Source organism: Blautia luti, from assembly GCF_033096465.1.
Classification (GTDB): domain Bacteria; phylum Bacillota; class Clostridia; order Lachnospirales; family Lachnospiraceae; genus Blautia_A; species Blautia_A luti.
This window is the reverse complement of record NZ_AP028156.1, coordinates 1,815,978-1,837,788: the sequence shown is the minus strand read 5'-3', so window position 1 is coordinate 1,837,788 and position 21,811 is coordinate 1,815,978. Positions and strand designations below refer to the sequence as shown.

15 protein-coding genes are annotated in these 21,811 nt (G+C 42.2%); 14 read left to right on the top strand and 1 reads right to left on the bottom strand.

Going from position 1 to position 21,811, the window contains the following annotated elements:
- Positions 1 to 137: 137 nt before the first annotated feature.
- The 5 genes from R8695_RS08635 (at position 138) to R8695_RS08615 (ending at position 11,100) form a co-directional block, all read left to right on the top strand.
- Entirely contained in the window at positions 138 to 6,656 is a 6,519-nt protein-coding gene (locus R8695_RS08635) for a SpaA isopeptide-forming pilin-related protein (protein WP_317676259.1), read from the top strand.
- A gap of 68 nt (positions 6,657 to 6,724) precedes the next feature.
- Positions 6,725 to 7,510: a class B sortase gene (gene srtB / locus R8695_RS08630; RefSeq protein ID WP_055056204.1), complete on the top strand. Its 786-nt coding sequence runs from the start codon at positions 6,725 to 6,727 to the stop codon at positions 7,508 to 7,510.
- Positions 7,511 to 7,920: 410 nt separating this feature from the next.
- A complete protein-coding gene (locus R8695_RS08625; protein ID WP_119235188.1) occupies positions 7,921 to 8,823 on the top strand; it encodes a hypothetical protein in 903 nt (300 codons plus the stop codon).
- Positions 8,824 to 8,955: 132 nt separating this feature from the next.
- Positions 8,956 to 9,345 (top strand): BlaI/MecI/CopY family transcriptional regulator, encoded by a 390-nt coding sequence (locus R8695_RS08620; RefSeq protein WP_059085781.1) that lies wholly within the window; start codon positions 8,956 to 8,958, stop codon positions 9,343 to 9,345.
- 6 nt (positions 9,346 to 9,351) lie between these two features.
- On the top strand, positions 9,352 to 11,100 hold the full coding sequence (locus R8695_RS08615; RefSeq protein WP_015542764.1) for a M56 family metallopeptidase: 1,749 nt from the start codon (positions 9,352 to 9,354) through the stop codon (positions 11,098 to 11,100).
- Between the two features lie 88 nt (positions 11,101 to 11,188).
- On the opposite strand, the gene R8695_RS08610 is transcribed toward R8695_RS08615, so the two are convergent.
- Positions 11,189 to 11,497: a hypothetical protein gene (locus tag R8695_RS08610; protein WP_205730803.1), complete on the bottom strand. Its 309-nt coding sequence runs from the start codon at positions 11,495 to 11,497 to the stop codon at positions 11,189 to 11,191.
- Between the two features lie 376 nt (positions 11,498 to 11,873).
- Here R8695_RS08610 and R8695_RS08605 point away from each other — a divergent pair, with 376 nt between their 5' ends.
- The 9 genes from R8695_RS08605 to R8695_RS08565 all read left to right on the top strand — a co-directional run bounded on the left by R8695_RS08605 (position 11,874) and on the right by R8695_RS08565 (position 21,459).
- Positions 11,874 to 13,322 (top strand): L,D-transpeptidase family protein, encoded by a 1,449-nt coding sequence (locus R8695_RS08605; protein ID WP_154780668.1) that lies wholly within the window; start codon positions 11,874 to 11,876, stop codon positions 13,320 to 13,322.
- Positions 13,323 to 13,677: 355 nt separating this feature from the next.
- Positions 13,678 to 14,028, top strand: coding sequence for a DUF2116 family Zn-ribbon domain-containing protein (locus R8695_RS08600; protein ID WP_092072149.1), 351 nt, complete (start codon positions 13,678 to 13,680; stop codon positions 14,026 to 14,028).
- A 63-nt stretch (positions 14,029 to 14,091) separates the two neighbouring features.
- The gene (locus tag R8695_RS08595; RefSeq protein WP_015542760.1) at positions 14,092 to 14,343 is read left to right on the top strand and encodes a DUF6019 family protein; all 252 of its coding nucleotides are present in this window, start codon (positions 14,092 to 14,094) and stop codon (positions 14,341 to 14,343) included.
- Positions 14,344 to 14,376: 33 nt separating this feature from the next.
- Positions 14,377 to 15,093: an AAA family ATPase gene (locus R8695_RS08590; RefSeq protein ID WP_117593977.1), complete on the top strand. Its 717-nt coding sequence runs from the start codon at positions 14,377 to 14,379 to the stop codon at positions 15,091 to 15,093.
- Positions 15,094 to 15,162: 69 nt separating this feature from the next.
- Positions 15,163 to 15,957: a CPBP family intramembrane glutamic endopeptidase gene (locus tag R8695_RS08585; protein ID WP_154780667.1), complete on the top strand. Its 795-nt coding sequence runs from the start codon at positions 15,163 to 15,165 to the stop codon at positions 15,955 to 15,957.
- A 170-nt stretch (positions 15,958 to 16,127) separates the two neighbouring features.
- Positions 16,128 to 16,787 carry a response regulator transcription factor gene (locus tag R8695_RS08580; protein WP_015525013.1) on the top strand — a complete coding sequence of 220 codons (660 nt, stop codon included), beginning with the start codon at positions 16,128 to 16,130 and terminating at the stop codon, positions 16,785 to 16,787.
- A gap of 2 nt (positions 16,788 to 16,789) precedes the next feature.
- Positions 16,790 to 18,049: a sensor histidine kinase gene (locus tag R8695_RS08575; RefSeq protein WP_117942129.1), complete on the top strand. Its 1,260-nt coding sequence runs from the start codon at positions 16,790 to 16,792 to the stop codon at positions 18,047 to 18,049.
- Positions 18,050 to 18,159: 110 nt separating this feature from the next.
- On the top strand, positions 18,160 to 19,542 hold the full coding sequence (locus R8695_RS08570) for a DUF6034 family protein (protein WP_154780666.1): 1,383 nt from the start codon (positions 18,160 to 18,162) through the stop codon (positions 19,540 to 19,542).
- Between the two features lie 123 nt (positions 19,543 to 19,665).
- Entirely contained in the window at positions 19,666 to 21,459 is a 1,794-nt protein-coding gene (locus R8695_RS08565) for a DUF4209 domain-containing protein (RefSeq protein WP_154780665.1), read from the top strand.
- The last annotated feature ends 352 nt before the right edge of the window (positions 21,460 to 21,811 follow it).

The window sequence follows — 21,811 nt, the reverse complement described above, 5'->3', positions numbered from 1 at the left end:
AAGGGAAACTGGAATTTTTTTCAGTTTCCTTTTTATCTGGCTGAAAAAGCCGGAAGAAAGGAGAAAGCGATGCAGATAAGAGACGGACCAAAAGAAAACTGCAGGGAAAAAAGCGATCATGAAAGGAGAACGTGCACTTGGAAAAAAACTGGAAGAAAAGATGGATGGCGGGTGCGATGGCTTTTGCTCTGTGCTGCACTACGCTCTTGCAGACGGGAGCTTCTGCAGTATCCGCCGCTGATGTGGGAGGCGTTTCCGCACAGAGCGAGACGCAGATCGAGGTACAGACAGAAACGCAGACAGAAACGCAGACGGAGAAAAGCGAGGAGGAACTGATCGAGGAAACCGTTGCTGATCCGGAACTTGCGCTTATGGTTACCGAAGGGGAAGCCTTTGATATCCAGAATGATTTTACAGGACTGAAACTCTCTGACGGAGACCATGTGGAACTGAAAAAAGCAGCAATGGAAGACGGGACTGTATTTGATTATAACCATGCGGGGACCTATAAATGCGTATATCTTGTTACGCCCGCATCGGGGGAAGCCTATCTGGTTGCCAGAAACATTACTGTGACACCAAGGGAAGCAGAAACAGACGGATCCAATGGCGGTCAGGAACAGGAAACCGGCGATGACGAACCGGAGGCAGACCCCGTCCTCCCGACCATAAGCCCGGAAGATGCCCCGGAAACTCTGGAAGAGCCGGAAGAAACGGAGGAGCCAGAAGAAGAGGAAGCAGAAGGATTTTCCGATGAGGAACCAGAGGATGGAAGCCATCAGGTTGACATCGTACAGGGAAATGAATTCAATATTGAACTGGACCACGAGGACGGACGTTACCAGACGGGGGAGACGGTCAACTTTTCCGGTGATATCCCGCAGGGAAGCCTGATCGCAGTGGGAACAAGTCTTGTCGAAGCAAACCAGACAGAGAATACCGAAGATCTTCTGTATGCAGAAGTAAGCTACGATGAGGGAACAAATTCCTTCAGCTTTGAGATGCCGGAAGATGATGTTGCATTAAGTGTGCTATATGACCAGGCTGAGGGCGGTATTAGTACCGTGGCAGCTTCCGATGGAGACTTGTGGGATGATTCAACAGACATTGAAGCTAATACCTATTACTATTATTCAGATGGAAAACTGCATCCGTTTGATTCTGTTATGGGACAGGGCGGAAATGATTCCTATAAGTATATCCGTTACAAAGCAGGCGGAAAGACTTATACCGTCTATGCATACTGCATGCAGCACAGTAAACAGTCCCCGCCAAGTGGAACGACTTATAAAAATATGGTCGAACTGGATGAAGGCGGCGATGACCGTTATTTAAGGAAGGCCATGTTTTACGGATATGGCGGTCCCGGATGGGGCGGCACATTCAACGGCTATAATATCAAATCCATCATGGAAAAATACGGCTGTTCCTCCGAGACCCGTGCAATGCAGCATTATCTGGTCGATTATTTATATGACGGGGAATCCGGATTTGGCGGCTCCCTTTCGACAACTGCCAAAAACATGTTAAAAGAGATCAAGGCAGCCCTTTCAAAGATGCCGGATCCAACGACCATGGAACTGACACCAGGGCTCAGTGCTTCTGCAAATGGAAACCAGAGCCCGACATTTACATGGAAGGCAAATGCAGCTTTTGTGATCACGATCCATCTGGAAAACGGGGTCTCCCTTGTAAATGAGACGACAGGAAAAACCGGGACCGGAAATGTGAGCGTAAAGGGCGGTGAAAAATTCCATCTGAAAGCAACCACCCAGAATATTGGAAGCCTGAAAGGAAAATATGCGATCACATCCAACTATCCGCTTAATTTCCATGCCATGCTCTTAAAGCTGGCGAACAGCCAGGATATCGGCTTTGGATATTATACCGATACACTGGAGCTGAACCTGGAGGTAGACTGGCCGGATGAATCAACGGTCAAGATCATCAAAAAAGATAAGGGAAGCAACGCGCTCCTTGCAGGTGCCGTTTACGGCATCTATGCAGATGAAGCCTGCACGAAACTTATCAAAAAAATGCCGGCAACAAATGCAAAAGGGGAATCCGAAGTAAAGATCACCAAAACACAGGATACCGTTTACCTTCGTGAGATTTCAGGCCCGTCCGGATATGTGCTGGATACGAAAGCCTATGGAGTAAAGCTGGTCGTGGGGCAGACCGCTTCCAAGAACTTAACGGATAAAGAGCAAAAAGGTGCACTCACCATTTATAAAGAAGGAGAAGTGCTTACCGGAGCGACCGTCACGGAAGATGGTGTGACCTTTGCCTACGAAAAACGGAAATTGAAAGGAGCCGTTTACAGTGTTTATGCAGGTGCAGATATCAAGGCGGCAGATGGCACCCTCATCTATAAAAAAGGTGCACTTGTCAAGGATAATCTGGTTACCGGAGATGACGGAAGCGTTACGTTAAAGGATCTCTATCTTGGCACCTACACAGTAACCGAGATGAAAGCTCCGGATAATTATGTATGCAAAGGAGAGTCCAAGACGGTTGAGCTTGTGTATGCGGGACAGACCGTAGAAGTGCAGACCGGCAGTGCCACCTTTTTTAATGAACGCCAGAAGGCAGCGGTCCGTGTGGAAAAGCAGGACGAAGAGACAAAAAATCCGCTCTCCGGAGGCATCTACGGGCTGTATGCAGCAGAAGATATCAAAGTTGATGGTAAGACCGTTGTTCCCAAAGGAACACTGATCGAAAAAGCAACGACCGGAGCCGATGGAAAAGCTTCTTATAAAGCGGAACTTCCGATCAATTACAGCTACAGCATCCGGGAGATCCAGGCACCGGAACTTTACCTTAGAAACAGTGAGGATACTTACACCTTCACTTTTAAGTTTACCAATGATAAGGAAGAAAAGGTAAACTTTAGCTATACCTTTACAAATAAACGTGTAAATGCAACGATCGACCTGGTAAAAGAAGACAGCAAGACAGGAAACAGCGCACAGGGAGATGCCGTATTTGAAGGAGCCATTTACGGGCTCTATGCAAGGGAAGACATTAACCATCCGGATGGCAGGAGCGGAGTCCTTTATAAAAAGGACGAGCAGGTAGCTACCCTGACGACCGATAAAGCGGGAAAAGCAAGTGTAAGCAATCTGTATCTTGGAAAGTATTATTTGAAGGAGATCACGCCTCCAGTAGGTTATCTTCTGGACGAAGAGGAGCATGATGTAAACTGTAACTACGAAGGAGATCAGGTAGAGACGGTAAAACGAAATACCGTTTCCAAAGAAGACGTGATCAAACAGCCATTCCAGTTGATCAAAGCAGCGGATAATGATAAGACCGATGCGGATCTTTTAAAAGGTGCCGGATTCTCTGCTTATCTGATCAGCAGCCTGACTGTAAAGGACGATGGAAGTTATGACTTTACAAATGCGACCCCGATCGTTCTTACAGAAGACGGAAAAACAGAAATGTTTACCGATGAACGCGGCTATGCGTGCAGCATCCCGATTCCTTATGGACGCTACATTGTCCGTGAGACTACAACACCGCATAATTTTATGCCGGTAGATGATTTTATCGTAACCGTAACCGAGAACAGCAGCACACCGCAGGTATGGAGAGTCCTTTTGGACGATGAGTTCAAAGCAAAGCTTAAGATCGTGAAACAGGATGATGAGACCAAACAGCCGGTCCTCCTTGCCAATACAGAATTCAAAGTGTATGACCTGGATGCGAAAAAGTATGTGGAACAGGTAACGACCTATCCAAATACGGTTGTCCATAAATCCTATTTTACGGACGAAAATGGTTACCTGATCCTTCCGGAATCCTTAAAATGCGGAAATTACAGGATCGAGGAAGTGAGCGCGCCGGATGGCTACACCCAGAATACCCAGTATGTGGAGATCAAAGTTGACAAGAATACAGCTTATCAGATGGATTCTGTCAGCGGGGATGCCATCATTACCGTGACCTATGAAAACCATCCGGTCAAAGGTAAACTGGTGATCCATAAATCTGGTGAAACCTTAAAATCCTTTAAAAAGGATTTTGTATACGAAGAAACTTCCCTGGAAGGGGCAGAATTTGAAATCTACGCAGCAGAAGATATTTTCACACCGGATCATCAGGTGGATGAGCAGGGAAACCGTCACGTGATCTATGCAAAGGATACCCTGGTAAAAACAGTGACCACTAATAAAAATGGGGAAGCTGTTATCAAAGACCTTCCGCTTGGAAAATACCGTGTGAAAGAAACAAAAGCAACGTCCGGATTTGTCTTAAATCCAGACAGCCAGGAAGTATCCTTTATCTATAAGGATCAGAACACACCTGAGATCGAAGAAAAACTGGAATTTTCCAATGAACGCCAGAAAGTAGAGCTGAGCGTGGAAAAACAGGATGCCGAGACCGGAAAGGCTTTAAAAGGTGCAACCTTTGGATTATACAATAAAGAAGCGATTTCTTCCGGCGACAAGGTGATCGTAAAAGCAGATACACTGCTTCAGGAGATCACAAGCAACGAAAAAGGTAAGGCAGCGTTTACGCTGGATCTTCCGCTTGGCAGATACTATCTGAAAGAGCTGCAGGCGCCGGCGGGTTATGTATCTTCCGATGAGATCCTGGAATTTGATGCCACATACCAGGGCCAGGACGTAAAAACGATCAAATTAAAATCCGTGAAGAAAAACCAGCCGACAACGGTAGAAGTAACAAAAGCAGATATCACGACCGGAACAGAACTTGACGGGGCTTCCATGAGTGTACTGGATAAGGATGGCAACGTGATCGATTCCTGGACATCCGTAAAAGATTCCCCACATGTGATCAAGCGACTTCAGGTTGGAAAAACTTACATTCTGCGTGAAGAGCTTGCACCATATGGCTACTTACGTGCAACAGACGTAGAGTTTACGATCTCTGATACTGCAGAAGTACAGAAAGTCAAAATGGAAGATGAAGTCCCGGTAGCAAGACTTCTGGTAAACAAGAAAGGGGAATTCTTAGACAGCGTATCCCTTCTTGACAATGCAAAAGGCATGATCGAGCACCTGTTCAACTATGTGACTGGAAACCTGACTGATGTAACCTTCAATGTTTACGCGGCAGAAGCCATCCGTGCAGCAGACGGGGTAAGTGCAGATTATTATGCAGCAGATGAACTGGTCGGCTCCATTACAACAGATGGAAATGGCATCGCCCAGATGGATAACCTCCCGCTTGGACGCTATTACATCGTGGAAAAAGAGACCTCACATGGCTACGTTCTGGATAATGAACCAAGATATGTGGATCTTACATACCGTGACCAGGATACACCTCTGGTTACTTATAGTGCCGACTGGCAGAATGCGCGCCAGAGGGTACAGGTGGAAGTCCTGAAAAAAGAAAAGGACAGTGACAAAGTACTTTCCGGGGCAATCTTTGGCCTCTATGCAGCAGACGACATCGTATCTTCAAAAGGAAAAGTACTCCTTGCGAAAGACACCCTGATCGAACTGAAGACCACAGATGAGGAGGGAAAGATCCAGTTTGCTGCAGATCTCCCGGTTGATAGCAGGTACTACATTAAGGAACTTGCCGCCCCGGATGGCTATGTGACAGACCAGGAACCGCAGGAATTCACTTTTGAGTACCAGGGCAGTGGAACCAGTGTTGCAGAGTATGCGTTCACCTTTGAAGATGAACAGACTACGGTAGAACTTTCCAAAGCAGACCTGACGGACAAAAAAGAACTTCCGGGAGCATCCTTAAAGGTAACAGATGAGGATGGAAATACGGTGGATGAATGGGTATCCAAAGAGGAAGCACATATCATCAAGGGCCTTATCGTAGGAAAGAAATACAAGATGACAGAAACAAAGCCGGCAGATGGTTATGTGACTGCGGAAAGTATTGAATTTACCGTCGAAAACACAAAAGAAGTACAGAAACACCAGATGCTTGATGATGTGACCAAAGTGGAAATCAGCAAGAAAGACATTACGGATTCCAGTGAGGTACCGGGAGCAAAACTGATCATCCTGGATAAAGATGGAAAGAAAGTTGAAAGCTGGACGTCCACGGATAAACCGCATATGGTCGAAAAACTTCCGGTAGGCGAATATACCCTTCGTGAAGAGCAGGCCCCGGATGGATACCTCATTGCGGAAGATGTGAAATTTACGGTAAAAGATACTGGAAAAGTCCAGAAAGTCAAAATGAAGGACGCACATCCATATGGAAAACTGGTCATCAAAAAGACTGATTCCACCAGTAAGGCAGCCCTTTCAGGAGCAGAATTTGAACTGCGTGAAAAGGAAAGCGGAAAAGTCGTAGAAAAACTGGTAACGGATAAGACCGGAACAGCGACAAGCGGCAAGATTCCGATTGCTACTTATAAAAATGGAAAAGTAGAGAAAACCGTGGAATATATCCTGGTAGAGACCAAAGCACCAAATGGTTATGAATTAAGCAGCAAAAAAGAAGAGATCCGCTTTGAATACAAAGACGGAAAAACCAAGGTGATCGAGATCGTAAAAGAGATCAAAAACACCAAATCCCCTTCCGGCAGCACACCGACAGGAAACAGCCCGAAAACAGGGGACAGCACCAACATCTGGCTTCCGATCCTTCTGGCAGTCCTTTCTGCCTGTGGCATTGGCGGCGTGATCTGGTATAAGAAGAAAAAAGGAAATTAAGGAATACGGTTCAGGGCTGCTCGATTTACCGGCAGCCCTTTTTCCAGGAAGAATAATCGGAGGTTTGTATGAGACACATAAAAGAAATCATGATCGTGGCAGTCTGCCTGATGGTACTCAGCTTTTGCGTATGTACCGGTCTTGGCATTTACTTTATGTACCGGGAAGGTGTGCAGGAATATGAAGACCTGCGTACATACGTCAAGGAAACAGATGAGGATGACCACACAGAAGGAACAGACGGAAGCGATGGGAAACAGACCGTGGTTGATTTTAGAGCATTGAAAAAGATCAATCCGGATATCGTTGCATGGATCCGGATCCCGGATACCAGCATTGATTACCCGGTAGTCCAGGGAAACGATGACTCCTATTACCTGACACATACTTTTAAAAAGGCAGAACATGTGGCAGGGGCCATTTTCCTGGATTCCGATAACAATGCCGATTTTTCTGATGACAAGAACATCATTTATGGCCACAATATGAAAGATGGCAGCATGTTCCGCGGACTTCGAAATTTCCTTGACGATGAATTCTTAAAAGAACACCATATCCTCTATCTGTATCTTCCAGATGAAGGGGTATGGATCTTTGTGATCGTAAAATGCGAGTATACACCGGCAGATGGAGATGCTTTCTTACTTGGAACACAGGAGGAAGTTCCGACGCTTCTGCTTTCCACCTGTGGAACAGATACCTCTAAACGTCTGGTTGTATGGTGTGAAAGGCAGGAAGAGAATGGAGAACAGATAGAATATTCTGACGAGGAAACAGAAGTACAGGAAGCTACGGATGATCTTGCTTTCTTAGATGGGGAGTTTGTGGAAAACGAAACCCACGATTTTATTTAAATGCTTGCAGGAATTTAATAGACAATTTCTACAAAATATAACATATTAATTTTCAGGCCTTTCTGGATGGACAGGAACAATCATGGTCTATCCGGAAAGGCCTTTTTTTATTGCAGGAATGGCGTAAAATGGCTCTTTTGATGGAAATATGATTGCAGAAAAATGAAAAAAGAAATGTTAGTTCTGACTATCATGTCCAGTATGCCGCAAATCATTTGGAGAAGGCGAAGGATGTGTTTATGAAAGTGATGAAGATCCTCTGGATTTATATAGCCCAGTGGAAGGAAAAATAGAAATTAAACTGAAATGATAAAAAAATATAGAAAAAAGAATTGACAATTGTATTCTACAGTTGTAGAATACAATTAACTTCTACAGATGTAGAAAATAAAATTCTAGGAGAATCCACGATGAAGACAAAATTTATGACACTTATGACGGTAGCAACACTTGGGATTTTTTCAGCTGCAACGGTTATGGCAGCAGGAAATAACGATTTCTATACACAGCCGCCGGCTGGATCTGAATGGGAAAAAGCAGATACGGAAGGTACCTATGCAAGCTATACGAACGGAAATGATTATGTAAATATCTATAAATATTCACTGGAGGATGTCAAAACAGGGATTGCCAAATGCAATGACACATACGATGCCTGCTATCAGACAATTTATTCAGAAGGAAACAGCCTGTATATGGCAGTGGGATATGCAAAAGATGCAGATGACATCAGTGAAGTCAGAAAATTTGTAGAATATATTTCGTATCCTGGAAATCCTTCACTTACCAGACAGGAGAATGAAAACCAGACCGATGATTCTTCTGATGATTCTGATAAGGCAACTACAGATACTGCCAGTCAGAAGTCAGGAGGAGATTCAGATTCCTCCGATACAGAAGAAAATGCTTCTGCAAAATCCTCGGACAGCAATGATGATTCCGATATCCTTTCTACTTCACCAATGACATTAGTTGACAGTGATGGAAATACCATTGAGATTAATTACATTCTTCACAAAGATTATTCTTGTGAATATCGTGGAGATGATGGAATGAACTATACCGATAATGGGGATGAGACTTATACCGACGAAAATGGAAATACCTACTCAGCTCTGAATGATGATACTCATCATCTGGGACATACGTTGGAACAGCATGACCTTCAGGATGCAAACGGTAATACTGTGACGGTTACGGAAACTACAAATGGTGATTATTATTTCCAGGATGAAAATGGTACAGGATTTACGGACAACGGAGACGGGACATGGAGTGATGAAAATGGCAGCAGTTATACAGAAATAGACTGATAGTGGTCAGTAGCTGCAGGAATGGCAAGGGCATTTGCAAATTGTGCAAAAGCCCTTGCCATTTCCGTGAACCGTGGTAAAATAGAGTTATTCCTACATTTGTAGAAAATATGTAACAGGAGGTATGAAAAAGTGAAAAAAACTTACCAGAGACTTCCGGAATCAGAGCTGGATATTATGCTCGTTCTTTGGAATAATACTCCGCCGATGACCAGACCGGAGATTGAGAAAGTGATCACTATGAAGAAAAAACTTGCATCAACAACAATTTTGTCATTGCTGACCAGATTGGAGAACAAAAATTTCGTGGAAGTGACGAAACAGGGAAAAATGAATCTGTATACACCCCTGGTTTCGCAGTCAGATTATCAGGCACATGAAAGCCAGAGTGTTCTTGAGAAACTTTATGGGAATTCACTAAAAAAGTTTGTAACTTCACTTTATCATGGAAAGAAGATCAGCTCGGAAGAAGTCCAGGATCTCAGTGAATTTCTTAAGAACCTGGAGGACAGGGAGGAATAGCGAATTATGGAGGTTTTCATTCTACACATTCTGAAACTGAATGTTATTGCAGCAGTAGTAATTTTACTGGTAAAAGTGCTTGCGACTCTGTTTAAAGGACGTGTATCAGCGAGATGGAAGTACCTTATCTGGCTGTTGATTACGATAAGCCTTTGTGTTCCGGTGCGCCTTCCGGCGAATCTGGCACTGGTGGATTTCAAAGTACTTAGAAGCAGTCAACAGAATACGCAAAGCCCGAAGATAACGGATTACGCAGTCAGACCAGAGGAAAGTCAGAAGATAACAGAAAACGTATCATCTGCGAGCAAAGACATGAAAAATCTGACAGAAATCCCGGAACAAAAGAGAACTGTCAGGTACGAATCAGATAAATGGCTGGGAATTGTGGCTTTGATTTTTGCTGCTGTCTGGCTGAGCGTAGCGGTACTTAAACTGACGGGAGAATTGCTGGCATATTATTTTTCTATAAGGAATCTGGAACGGATGAGTCTGCAGGTAAGTGATACGGTGAGTATTCAGATGTACCGTGCAGCGTGTCAAAAGAAGCACGTACGCAGAATACCGGAACTCAGGCAAAACGCAGGTCTTACCACACCGCTTCTTGCAGGACTTTTACATACAAAATTGTATCTACCAGCAACCGGGTATTCAGCAGAAGAAAGAAAACTTATCTTTTACCATGAACTTACACATTATTGCCATCGGGATCTCTGGTATAAGATGCTCCTTCGAATCTGTGCATCGATATACTGGTTCAATCCCTTTCTTCTTATCATGCTGAAAGAAGCGGATAAGGATATTGAGAATCTGTGTGATACAGCAGTTGTTCGCAGAGTTAATAAAAAGGAACATAAATTATATCGACAGCTGCTTCTCAGGACAGTAGCCATGGAAAATCAGATTCCATATGTGACAGCAAGTCTTAATGACAGCGAAATGGTGTTTAAAGATCGGATTCTGTATATGGTGAACATTCGGAAACTCCGCAAAGGAATTCTTCCGGGAATTCTTGTGACGCTGCTGCTTGCAGGCGGTAATCTGGTATTTAATGTCTCTGCCGGGACAGATACAGTTTCAGTAGAGACGGAGAAGTCTGGTATTGAAAAAAATGCAGATCCAGAGAAAAATAATGTACCGGATTATGCACCATTTTCTGAAATGGTAACTATGCAGAAAGCTGCTGAAACCCAGGACGAAGGAGGAGTGACAGAGAATACAGATACAGAGGATTCTGTAGACGAAGAGGAAAAAGCAGATGCGGAAACAAACGATGAACCTGCCATGGAAAACAGCGGACAGGTAAGTGAAACGACCGATGATGGAATTACCTCTGACAACAACGGGTCTGTTTCATCTTATGAAAATCTGCCAGCAGGCGTACCATATACCAGTGGATTCAGTACTACTTCCGGTGTAGCATCAATTGTAGCACCGGGTGGAGGAGATGAAGAATCCAGAGTTCTTTACGATAACGGAGATGGGACCTATTCTGATTATTATGGGAGCCGATACAGTTATCAGGGAGATGGAAACTGGGCAGATGCCAATGGAAATTCATATCGTACCTGGAATGACGAAGGTTATCATTTCGGAAACCAACTGGAACAGCATGAACTCCAGGGTAGTAACGGTACTGTTAATGTAATAGAAACAACAAACGGAGATTATTATTATTGTGACGCAGATGGGGTCGGATACACAGACAATGGTGACGGCACCTGGACGGATGAGAATGGGAACATCTATACAGAATAAAAGAAAGCGTTTTTCGAAACCAAAAGGAATCGAAAAACGCTTTTTTTATATATGACATATAAAAAATGGGATTATAAACGATGACACATTATTGGCGAATATCTACCAGTCCCTTTTTCAGTATATATTCAGAGAACTCATACGAAGCTCCGTCCCCAGTCACATTCAGATACAGATTTTTGAGGTTACTTTCATTTACGATCCAGGCCATGTTCAGCTGTACACTTTCGCCTGGTTTTATAGAGGAAATGTAGTTTCCACCATTGCCATAATTTTCAGAGACACTATAATATACCATTCCTCCAGTCTTTGCCACGCCGTCCCAGCTAATGTAGTCATAGCCATCGCCGGCCTGTTCTGTTGGAATGTAAAGCTGTACTTTTCCATGAACCATCAACAGCATTAGACCCAAAGAACCGGAGACGGCTGATACGAATCCTGCAGAAGCTTCTGACAACAAGGATCATTGTAACCCATGATCTGGATCTGCTACTGGAAACCTGTGACCGGGTATTGGTTTTAAATCAAGGGAAATTGGTAGCGGATGGATCTGTGCGGGACATTTTATGGAACCGGAAACCCTTGGAAAAATACAACTTAGAGTTGCCGTTTTGCTTGGCAGGAGTTCCTGAACGTTTCTCAGAAAAAGCGCTTGAAAAGAAAATGTTTTTTCCAGCAGCCTTGGTTATTTTTTATTAAATCGGAGATATTAAAATCAGACGATTTAAAAAATTTGTCTGAATGCTGTTTATCGTTAAAAACAGGGGGCATGGATGGGAAAAAGAAAAGAGATAACCGATAAGGATAATGGAAAGCAAAAAATGTGGATAATGATCACTGTCATCATAGTGTTCTTTGCTATGGCTGGCTATGCAGGAATGTCTTATTACTATTCTGACAGATTTTTTCGGGGAACAACGATCAATGGGATTAACTGTTCTGGAAAAACATCGGAAGAGGCAGAACAGGCGGTTGCAAAGAAAGCAGAGGACTATCTGCTGGAAGTAAAGGCAAGAAAGCTGAAATCACAGAGTATCAATGGAAAATTGATCGGATATCGTTATGTTTCGGATGGCAGTATTTCCCAATATCTGGATGAACAAAAACCATATAAATGGGTTCAGGGATTTTGGAAGAAGCAAAATTATACAGCCAAGGAAAACATGATCTATGATAAAGTGAAGTTAAAAGAACAGCTGGAAAAACTGGAATGTGTAAAAAAAGAGAATCAGATAGCACCAGAAGATGCGTATGTAGCTTATAAAGATTCGAAGTTTGAAATCGTACCGGAAACAGAAGGGAATACTCTGGATTTCAATGGAGCCTATCAGGCACTGTCAGAAGCAGTTGCTGGCAAAAAAAGAACCATTGATCTGAATAGCTGTCCGGCTGTTTATGTAAAAGCGGCAGTAATGAAAGATGATTCAGATCTTAAAAATTCATTGGAAGAATGTCAAAATCTGATCCAGACCAAAATCGTGTACGTGTTTGGAGAAGAAACGGTAACATTGGATGGAGAGGAAATCAGAAACTGGCTGATTTTTGATGAGAGAGGACAGCTGCAAAAAAATGAGGATGAGCTGAGACAGTGTGTAGCAGAATATGTGGCACAGCTGGCTGCCACACATGATACAGTAAATACAGAGAGGGAATTTTGTACAACAAGCGGACGTACTGTTCAGGTGTATAGTTCTGTTTATGGATGGAAGATCGATCAGGAAAAAGAAATAGAAACCATTATGCAGGAAATGATTGCAGGAGTACAGATAAACCGGGAACCGGTGTACGCTATGCGGGCGAATGCACGGGGTATGAATGATATAGGCAACACGTATATTGAAGTAGACCTGTCTGCACAGCATTTATATTATTATCAGGATGGTTCTATCATTTTGGAATCGGATATTGTGTCAGGAGATATGCAGTATGTAGAACGGCAGACACAACCGGGAATTTTTCAATTGTATTACAAGAAAAGTCCATCTGTGCTGAAAGGAAAGATGTTGGAAAATGGGAAATATGAATATGAAAGACCAGTAACTTACTGGATGCCTTTTAATGGGGGGATTGGATTTCATGATGCTTCATGGCAGCCATACTTTGGAGGAAATCGTTTCCGGGAAGGTGGTGGATCCCATGGATGCATTAATCTTCCGGCAGACAAAGCGGCAGAACTTTATAATAGGATAGACGAAAGTGTGCCGATTGTCTGTTTTTATTAAAAATGGGCAGTATATATAGTTTTATATAGAGGTTTGTTTATAAAATGGAAGATCTTAAATGGTCTTCTGTTTTTTTATAATTATCAGCAATATTTTCATGGAAGAAAAGTGTGTATGTTCCGTCCAGATATGGAAAGAAGTCTTTGACCATTTTGACCGGTAAGCGAAAAAAATCGAGATAAATGAGATCTATTCGATTGATGAAGATGCAAAGGAACCCTTGCAGGAGAAGATCAAGAGGATGCTGGTTACAGAAGCAAAACGAATGGCAGTGTATTAAAATTAGGTGGATGTAATTGAGGAAAAAATATGATATCATGTTAGTGACAAAACGAAAATTATGGAGGAATAGAGTGTGAAAAAATGCAAATATTGTGGCAAAAAACTCAATGATAATTTTGAATTTTGTAACAGTAAATGTGAAAATTGTTATGAAAAGATGATGGATAAAGACAGCCATAAAATCAAGTATTTTACATTAGGCATTATTTTGGGATTCTTAGTTATGTTTTATGGCATTATTTCTAACAATAATGTCTTTATAATAGGAATTGGGATTGTAGTAATGGGTATAGATGTTGTTTTATTGCCATTTACAACTCCTGAAACAATTAATTTTCTAGGATATCAAAAGTCAAAATTCGCAGGAAGAATATCAGGCATATTGCTTATAGCAGTTGGAGTATGGATGTGTTTTATTCAATGATAAATTCCAGCCTGCAAAATTGAAAATAAATTGAAAGTCACGAAATCGGAGGAGTTAATGATTATGTGGAATGAATTAGGCTTAAGCGGGGGAACCGCAATTATTATTTTGATTGCGCTGTATTTCGTCATCAAATGGGCAGTGAAAAATGGAATCAAAGAAGCCTACAGTGCCATTACTGGAAAGAAAACGGAAGAAGATGTCAGAAACGAAAAAGAATTGAAAGAACTCGGATTTGAGTTAGAAGATAAATTCCAGTTGACCGAGCTACTTAGAGCGAATGATGCTTCTTGTCCAAAGAGCAAGAAAAGGTAGATTAGAAAGTGTTTTTTACAGGCAGGTGATTAGATGAATGATCAATTCTTACAAGGAGTATTATTCGATTGGAATAGAATTGATAACGATAGTTATTTAAAGAGAATTAAGGCTTTTAAAGGGATTGAAAAACTTGTTTTCAATAAACCAATTACCTTTTTTGTCGGAGAAAATGGCAGTGGTAAATCGACTTTATTGGAGGCACTTGCTGTAGCACATGGTTTTAATCCGGAGGGTGGAACAAAGAATTATGTTTTTTCTACGCATGATACACATTCAGAATTGTGTGATGCGATAAGAATTTCCAAAGGCTATCGGAAGGAAAAGTGGGGTTATTTTCTTAGGGCTGAAAGTTTTTATAATGTTGCAACGAAGGAAGAAGAATATGCGGATCTCACACATCCTTCCGCTAAATATCATGAAAAATCACATGGAGAGAGTTTTCTCGCATTGGCACAGAATAATCTGCGTCCAAATGGCTTGTATCTTTTTGACGAACCTGAAGCTGCATTATCCCCACAGAGACAGCTTACATTGTTGATGCAAATATATAGTTGTGCAAAAGAGGGAGCACAGTTTATTATAGTTACGCATTCGCCAATTTTGTTAGGAATACCTGATGCAGATATCTATTGTTTTGATGATGGACGAATACATTTATGCGAATATGAAGAAACAGAGAGCTATCGGATAACAGAAATGTTCATAAACAACAGGCAGATGCTGTTGGATAAATTGCTAACAGATTAGATAATAAAGGAATCGACGGATTCAAGTTTGTGAAATTAAGAAAATCTGGATTGTAGAGGAAAATATTACATGAAGAAATTAGTATTGGTATCATTAAAAACGTTTGCCTTTTTTGTAGGCTGGGCTATATGTGTTTCAATTTTGCCTATACCAGATACAAAAAGTGCGGCAGTCTGGAGATTTTGGGCAGAATTGATTCCATTATTGTCAGTTATTGGTTTTACAATTATTTTCTGGTTAATAGATAAAAGAAACATACGATTACATCTGACTGGAAAACCTGTTTATAATATCGTATTTGGGTGTATCACAGGAGCTATTTGGTTAGGAGTATCTGTTGTAATATTATCTTTAACAGGGGTCATACATATTAATGGCAGAAACCAAATTTCTATGCTTTGGTTATGGTTATTTTCAGCTTTTATCAATAGCGTTATGCAGGAAGTGTTAGTTCGTGGTTACTTATATCAGATGATAAAAAATAATTACAACATAGTTGTCGCTGTCCTTATATCTACCGGATTATTTACATTTGCACATGGTGGGGCTTTTGAGGCAGGAATACTTCCTGTACTAAATGTTATAACGATGAGTCTTTTCGTGACGGCAGTTTTGGAATACACGGAATCCTTAGTTGCTCCGATTGTAATCCATTTTTTATGGAATGGAGTTGGTGCAATTATTTTGGGTGGAGTATCATTAGCAGAAGATTATCCGCATTTGTTCAACATGGTAATTAGTGGAAATTCAATTTTGTCGGGTGGCAGCTGTAAAATTGAAGGTAGCATAGTTGTACTGTTTATGAACTTGATTTTAATGTTTGGATTCGTAATGGCAAAAAAGAAAAGGGACAAAAATCTATAATTTCAGTTTTATTGTACTTTTCTAATTCGAGACACACTGTGCCCTGAATTGAGCTGGTCACATTATCGTGCCCTGATGCGTATAAATGATGAGAAAACAAGAACAAATGCAATGTAGACTTGGGATATAAAAAACTATACTATAGAAAAGCGTTAGAGGTGGCAACGGGAATGAAAAATAAAATTTTGGTGATAGAAGATGACCGTGCAATTTCAGAATTGCTGTGCATGAACCTGGAGGCAGCAGGGTATGAGACTGTGGCAGCGTATGATGGGGAAGAAGCCCAGAGGCTGCTCTTATGGCAGGAGGACGCGGACCTGGCAGTAGTGGATATCATGCTGCCGGGAAAAGACGGGTTTGCATTGATGGAGGATTTTAAAAAGAAGGAGCTTCCGGTGCTCTACCTGACTGCAAAGGATGATGTGGCTTCCAAGGTGAAGGGATTAAAGCTGGGTGCGGAAGATTATATGGTAAAACCTTTTGAGATGCTGGAACTTCTGGTACGCATTGAGAAGGTGCTGGAGAGGACGGGACGGGCCAAGAAAGTCTTAACGGTCCGGAACATCCTGGTGGACATGCAAAGCCATCAGGTCTACAAAGACGGGCTTCCGGTAAGCCTAAAGCCAATGGAATATGACCTCTTTGTGCTGCTCCTGCAAAATAAGAACATTGCGCTTGGAAGGGAAGAACTGTTAAAACGGGTCTGGGGAGAAAACTACCTGGGAGAAAGCAGGACGGTGGATGTCCATATCGGACAGCTCAGAAAAAAGCTGGAACTTTATGATGAGATCAGGACGATCCCGAAACTTGGATACCGTCTGGAGGAATAAGGATGAAGCTGTGGAAACGAACGGTACTTCTTATGCTGGTAACGCTATTATGTGCCCTGATCCCAGTGGGAACGCTAAGTCTTTATATCACAGGAAAACGAAGCCTCAATAATGCTGCAGAGACCTACGGAAGACAGCTGGGAAATGGCAAGATACTCCTGGAACAATTTTGGGATAACAGCAAATATGAGCAGATGTCCGAGACTGGAAAGCAGGCTTATATGGGCTTTCAGTTCCAGCGATGCTGTGGGGAAGGCATGGCCCTGATCGACCGAAAAAGCAATGCCGTCATTGAAAACCTGACAGATTATAAAGTGGTGGGGCTCGAAAACTTAGGCTTAAAAGATGAAGGAGATCCGTATGCCTACAAGATACAGAAACTGGGACAGAAATACCTCCTTCTCCAGCTGGAACCATTATCCAGACCGGAAGGATACGAAGTCCTCTCTGTCCGGGAAGTCACAGGGCTTTTTGCAGAGCTGAGACAGACCGCTGTCTGGTTTTTGGGAATTTATCTGGCTGTGTTCCTGATCGCCGGCCTTTTTATTTATATGATGATGCGAAGAACTGTGGAACAGATGGAGAAGCTACAGGAAGTGGCAGAGAAACAGGAGCTACTCATGGGGGCACTTTCCCATGAAATGCGTACCCCGTTAACGTCCATTATCGGGTATTCGGATACCCTGCGCCATGTAAAGCTGAAAGATGAACAGAAAGACCGGGCACTGGAACATATCAACCGGGAGGGAAAACGCCTGGAGGCTCTTTCTGGGAAGATGCTGCAGATGCTGGGGCTTTATCAGAACCATGCCATACAGATGGAAATGACCATGGCAGGTGACCTTTTAAACCATGTCATAGACATGGAAAAAGAACAGGCAGAAAAGAAAGCGGTGCACCTCAAGATGGAATGTGAAGCCTTTTCCATGAAAATAGATCCGGCCTTGATGGAAAGCCTTCTGATAAACCTGATCGACAATGCCCTAAAGGCTACGGATGCCGGTGGAAGCATTTGGGTAAAGGCTTATGAGAAAGCTGGAAAAAAGATCTTTGAGGTGTCGGATACCGGAATGGGGATCCCGGAGGAAGAACTGGGAAAGATCACAGATGCATTCTATATGGTGGACAAATCACGAAGCCGAAAAGAAGGCGGATCCGGACTTGGGCTGGCACTCTGTGTGAAGGTGGCTGAAATCCATGGCGGATGCTTGAAAATCGAAAGCAGACAGAGAGAGGGGACCACGGTAAGAGCCATCTTCTGATTTACAATTTGTTTACATCTTGATGAATACATCGGCAAAGCAATATGGTACTCTTTTCTCATAAGAAGAGGGTACCTTTTTTAATACCGAAAGGAAAGGATGGAAAAAGGATGAAGAAAATAAAAATGTTTATGGGAGCCGTTCTGTGTATGAATCTTTTGACATTATCCGGATGTGACCGTGTTGTCCAGTCTGCTGTTGTGGAAGAAAAGGATCAGACAGAACAGAAAAAAGAAGAGAAAAAGGAGACAGTTCAGAAAACCGTTGCCGAACAGGTACAGGCACCGGAAACATACCAGACAACGATCCAAGCAGATCTAAGATCAGCGGACCGGGAGGATAAAGAAACCCCGATGAATTTTACCCTGACAGCGGATGCACCGGTAAAAGTCCCGGATGTAGATGCAATCTGTTTAAAAAAAGTAAAAAGGGTGGCGATTCCTGAAGAAGAACAGAATAAAATAAAAGACACATTCGGAAAAGGACAGCCCATGCAGGAAGAGAAGAATGAGAACGAACAGGCGGGGACATATAAAGTAGATGGACTGACCTATCGGTATTCTTATACACAGAGTGAGCAGGTATCGGATGTGGAGGAACTCGGATTTGGGATAGCGAAGTTTATCTTTGACGATTGTGGAGACATGACCCTGGAATCGAGTGAGAAAAAAGAAAGGGAAGAACGCTTTCAAAATTATATAAAGGCAGGAAGCGGGAAAGTATCTGAAAAGGAAGCAAAGGAGAAGGTTTCAGGTCTTGTGTCCGGAAACTGGGAGATATTTGAAAGTTCCTCAAAAGCACTTACTGAAGGAAGCACTACCTTGGAAAAAGATGATTTCATTTTTGAACGGATGATAGACGGGGTTCCGGTTAATTATGTGAGGGAAACCTCTCTGCCTGTTAATGAGCAGGCTCTTGAATGGGAAAACGAAGATGGAACACTTCATGAAGGACAGTCTGAAGGATGGGAAAATGAAGTACTGACGATGGACTTTTGCAGTGGGACACTTCAGAGTTTTCTGCACCGAAATCCCATAGAAGCATCGAATGCTTCCGATGAAAGGCTGTTCCTACTTCCTTTTGATGAGGTCAAGGATATCTTTGAAAAAACGATCACTTTGCAGGTCATGACAGAAGACAAGAATCGTCTGATCTCTGTCGATGGAGGAAGCCACTACCGTTATCCGTCCATTGATGCACAGAGTGCGGAGATAACCATAACAAAGGTACAGCTAGGTTATATGTGCATGCCAGACAGTGAAGGCAGCGATACCGAAGCAGTCCTGATCCCGGTGTGGGATTTTTATGGAACCTGGACATCCAAAGAGCCAGAGTATGAGTACGGAAATGGGGATGATGGACCGGTCATAGGAGACGTGACGATGGATGATGCAGGTGTTCCACTCCTTACGATCGATGCACGGGATGGAAGCGTAATACAAAGGATTCAGGCTGGATGGGCGGCTTCTATGGGTTCCAAGGATGTAAAATAGAGTGTGAATTTCAATTTCTAATCAATGATGACCGAAAGACCTGGAATTTCAGGTCTTTCTGCTTTACAGGAAAAAGAAAAATACGTTATACTTTTCCTATAGAAAAAGGTTGGAGGAATATGTATGGCAGAAAAAATGGCAGAACAGATCGCAGAGATTTTAAAAGAACCTAATTTTCAAACGGCAGAGAAAGCACTGACAGATTTCTGCGGACCGATGGATGGGGAATTCAGGAATCTTCTGGTGGATATTATTGTGGAACGATGGATCGATACGCCTAAAGACGTACCATTTTCCTATGCCCGCAGCATTTGGAATCGGAAAGATATAAATAGAGAAGAGTATCAGGCATTGTTGGAGGAAATCCGAAGCTATCCCATCGCACCGATCAACAAGGCAAAGATATCGGATTTTTTATGGGTTGTGGAAAATGATTTCTCAAATGCTAAAATAGCAGAAACGGCTTATTGCGAACACTTGAAGAACACCGGTGCATTTGCAGATCATATCATGGCTATAAACCGGATCTTGTTTATCTCTAAAAAAATCCGAAGCAAGGAAATCAATGAAGAGGTGCGAAAGAATCTGCTGATAAAAGTATTAGAAGAGTATGATAACAGCAGCCATGCAAAAATTGGATATTTGATAAAAACTGCCATGGAGGAAAAAGTGGATACAGGATATCTGATCCCTTATGTGGAAAATATCTTGAAAACCTACGATGACAATAGCTGCGATGCACCGCTCATTGGTAAGTTTTGTGATCTGTTGGAAGAACTCTATTGCAGAAAAAATAACTGGCAGAAGAAAAAGTGTATTACTGAACCTAAACTGATTGCGATACGAAGACGTAAGATTCAGGCTGTCCGGATGGAGGCTGAATATGCCGGGGCCTCTTCTAAAGGAAATTTAATGAGAAAGATTCACTATTTGAAAGAGGTTATTCAGTTGTTAAAGACCATACAGGGTACAGAAGAAGAAAGAAAGGCACTGTTGCAGGAAATAGCACAGATAGAAGAAGCTTCCCTTTCGGAGATGATGGTATGGAGTGATAAACAGGATGCCAGCGGCATTGTAAAAGAACTGTTCCGCCAACTGGAAGATCTTGATAAAGAAGAGGCATTATGTTATTTTGCTTCATTTCTTCCGATTCCGGTAAGAGAAAAGGTAAAGAATCAAGTATTAAATAGGACTGGGATCCTGAACACGATATTTCCAGCGGCAATCCTTGGAAAAGGAGGAAAATTAATTGCTAAAAGCAGGCCTGTGAAAAAGCCTGATGGAACAATCGATGAAGGTGCGCTTAAGGATAATATGGAGCGGACAGCAGCCATGGAGATGGATTATTTTGCACAGATTCTGGTGAGAAATACGTTTGAATATATTCGTTCCAGATTTGTGATCGAAGAGAGTGATGTAAAAAAGATTGTAGATGTAAGTTGTGCGATTCCGGAGGGGAGAAAAGAATCGTATACCAAGGGTCTTATGTTTGGCTTTTCAGGAGATTTTTTGACGGCGCTAAGTATCCTGATTCCACAGATAGAAAATGCAGTAAGATATCTGGCAGTGGAATGTGGAGAACCTGTTTACAACATGAATGAAGAAGGGATTGAAGAAGTAAAACCAATGCACGCTGTCTTAGAATTGGAAGGAGTAAAAGAAAGCCTGGATGAAGACCTTATATTTGCTTTAAATACGATTTTCTGTTCAAAATTTGGATTTAACATGCGCAACAATGTGGCACATGGAATGCTGGATGATCAGGCATTCCAGAGCTTTAAAGCTTTGTATATCTGGTGGTTTGCACTGAAATTTTGCTATCTATTCTGCGGAAAATTACAGGAGGAGAATAGAAGCAAAATAAATAAAAAGCTGAAACAGCTGATGGAGAAGAAAGATAATATGGATGAGAATTAATATAAAATGGTTGGACGGATGGTATGGTTTCCTTAAAAAGTGTTCGGAAGTATCTGGCAAGCATAGCGTTTGGATATCAAAACGCACTTTGGGGACGGCCTCAACCCCCGGAATGTGTAGCACTGAGAGTAAATCTATAAATATAATATGAATTATAAAAACACTCCAACTTATTAGTAGTCAGAGTGTTTTTCATAAACATATATTTTTAAATAAAAAACACAATAAAAATCTGATTATCCGCTAAAACACAGTATCTATCAGCATTTTCAAGGAAACAAACACATCAATTTACTACTTATTTACTACTAACGAATGAGCCTTGATACGCAAGTTTTCCTAGATATGCAAA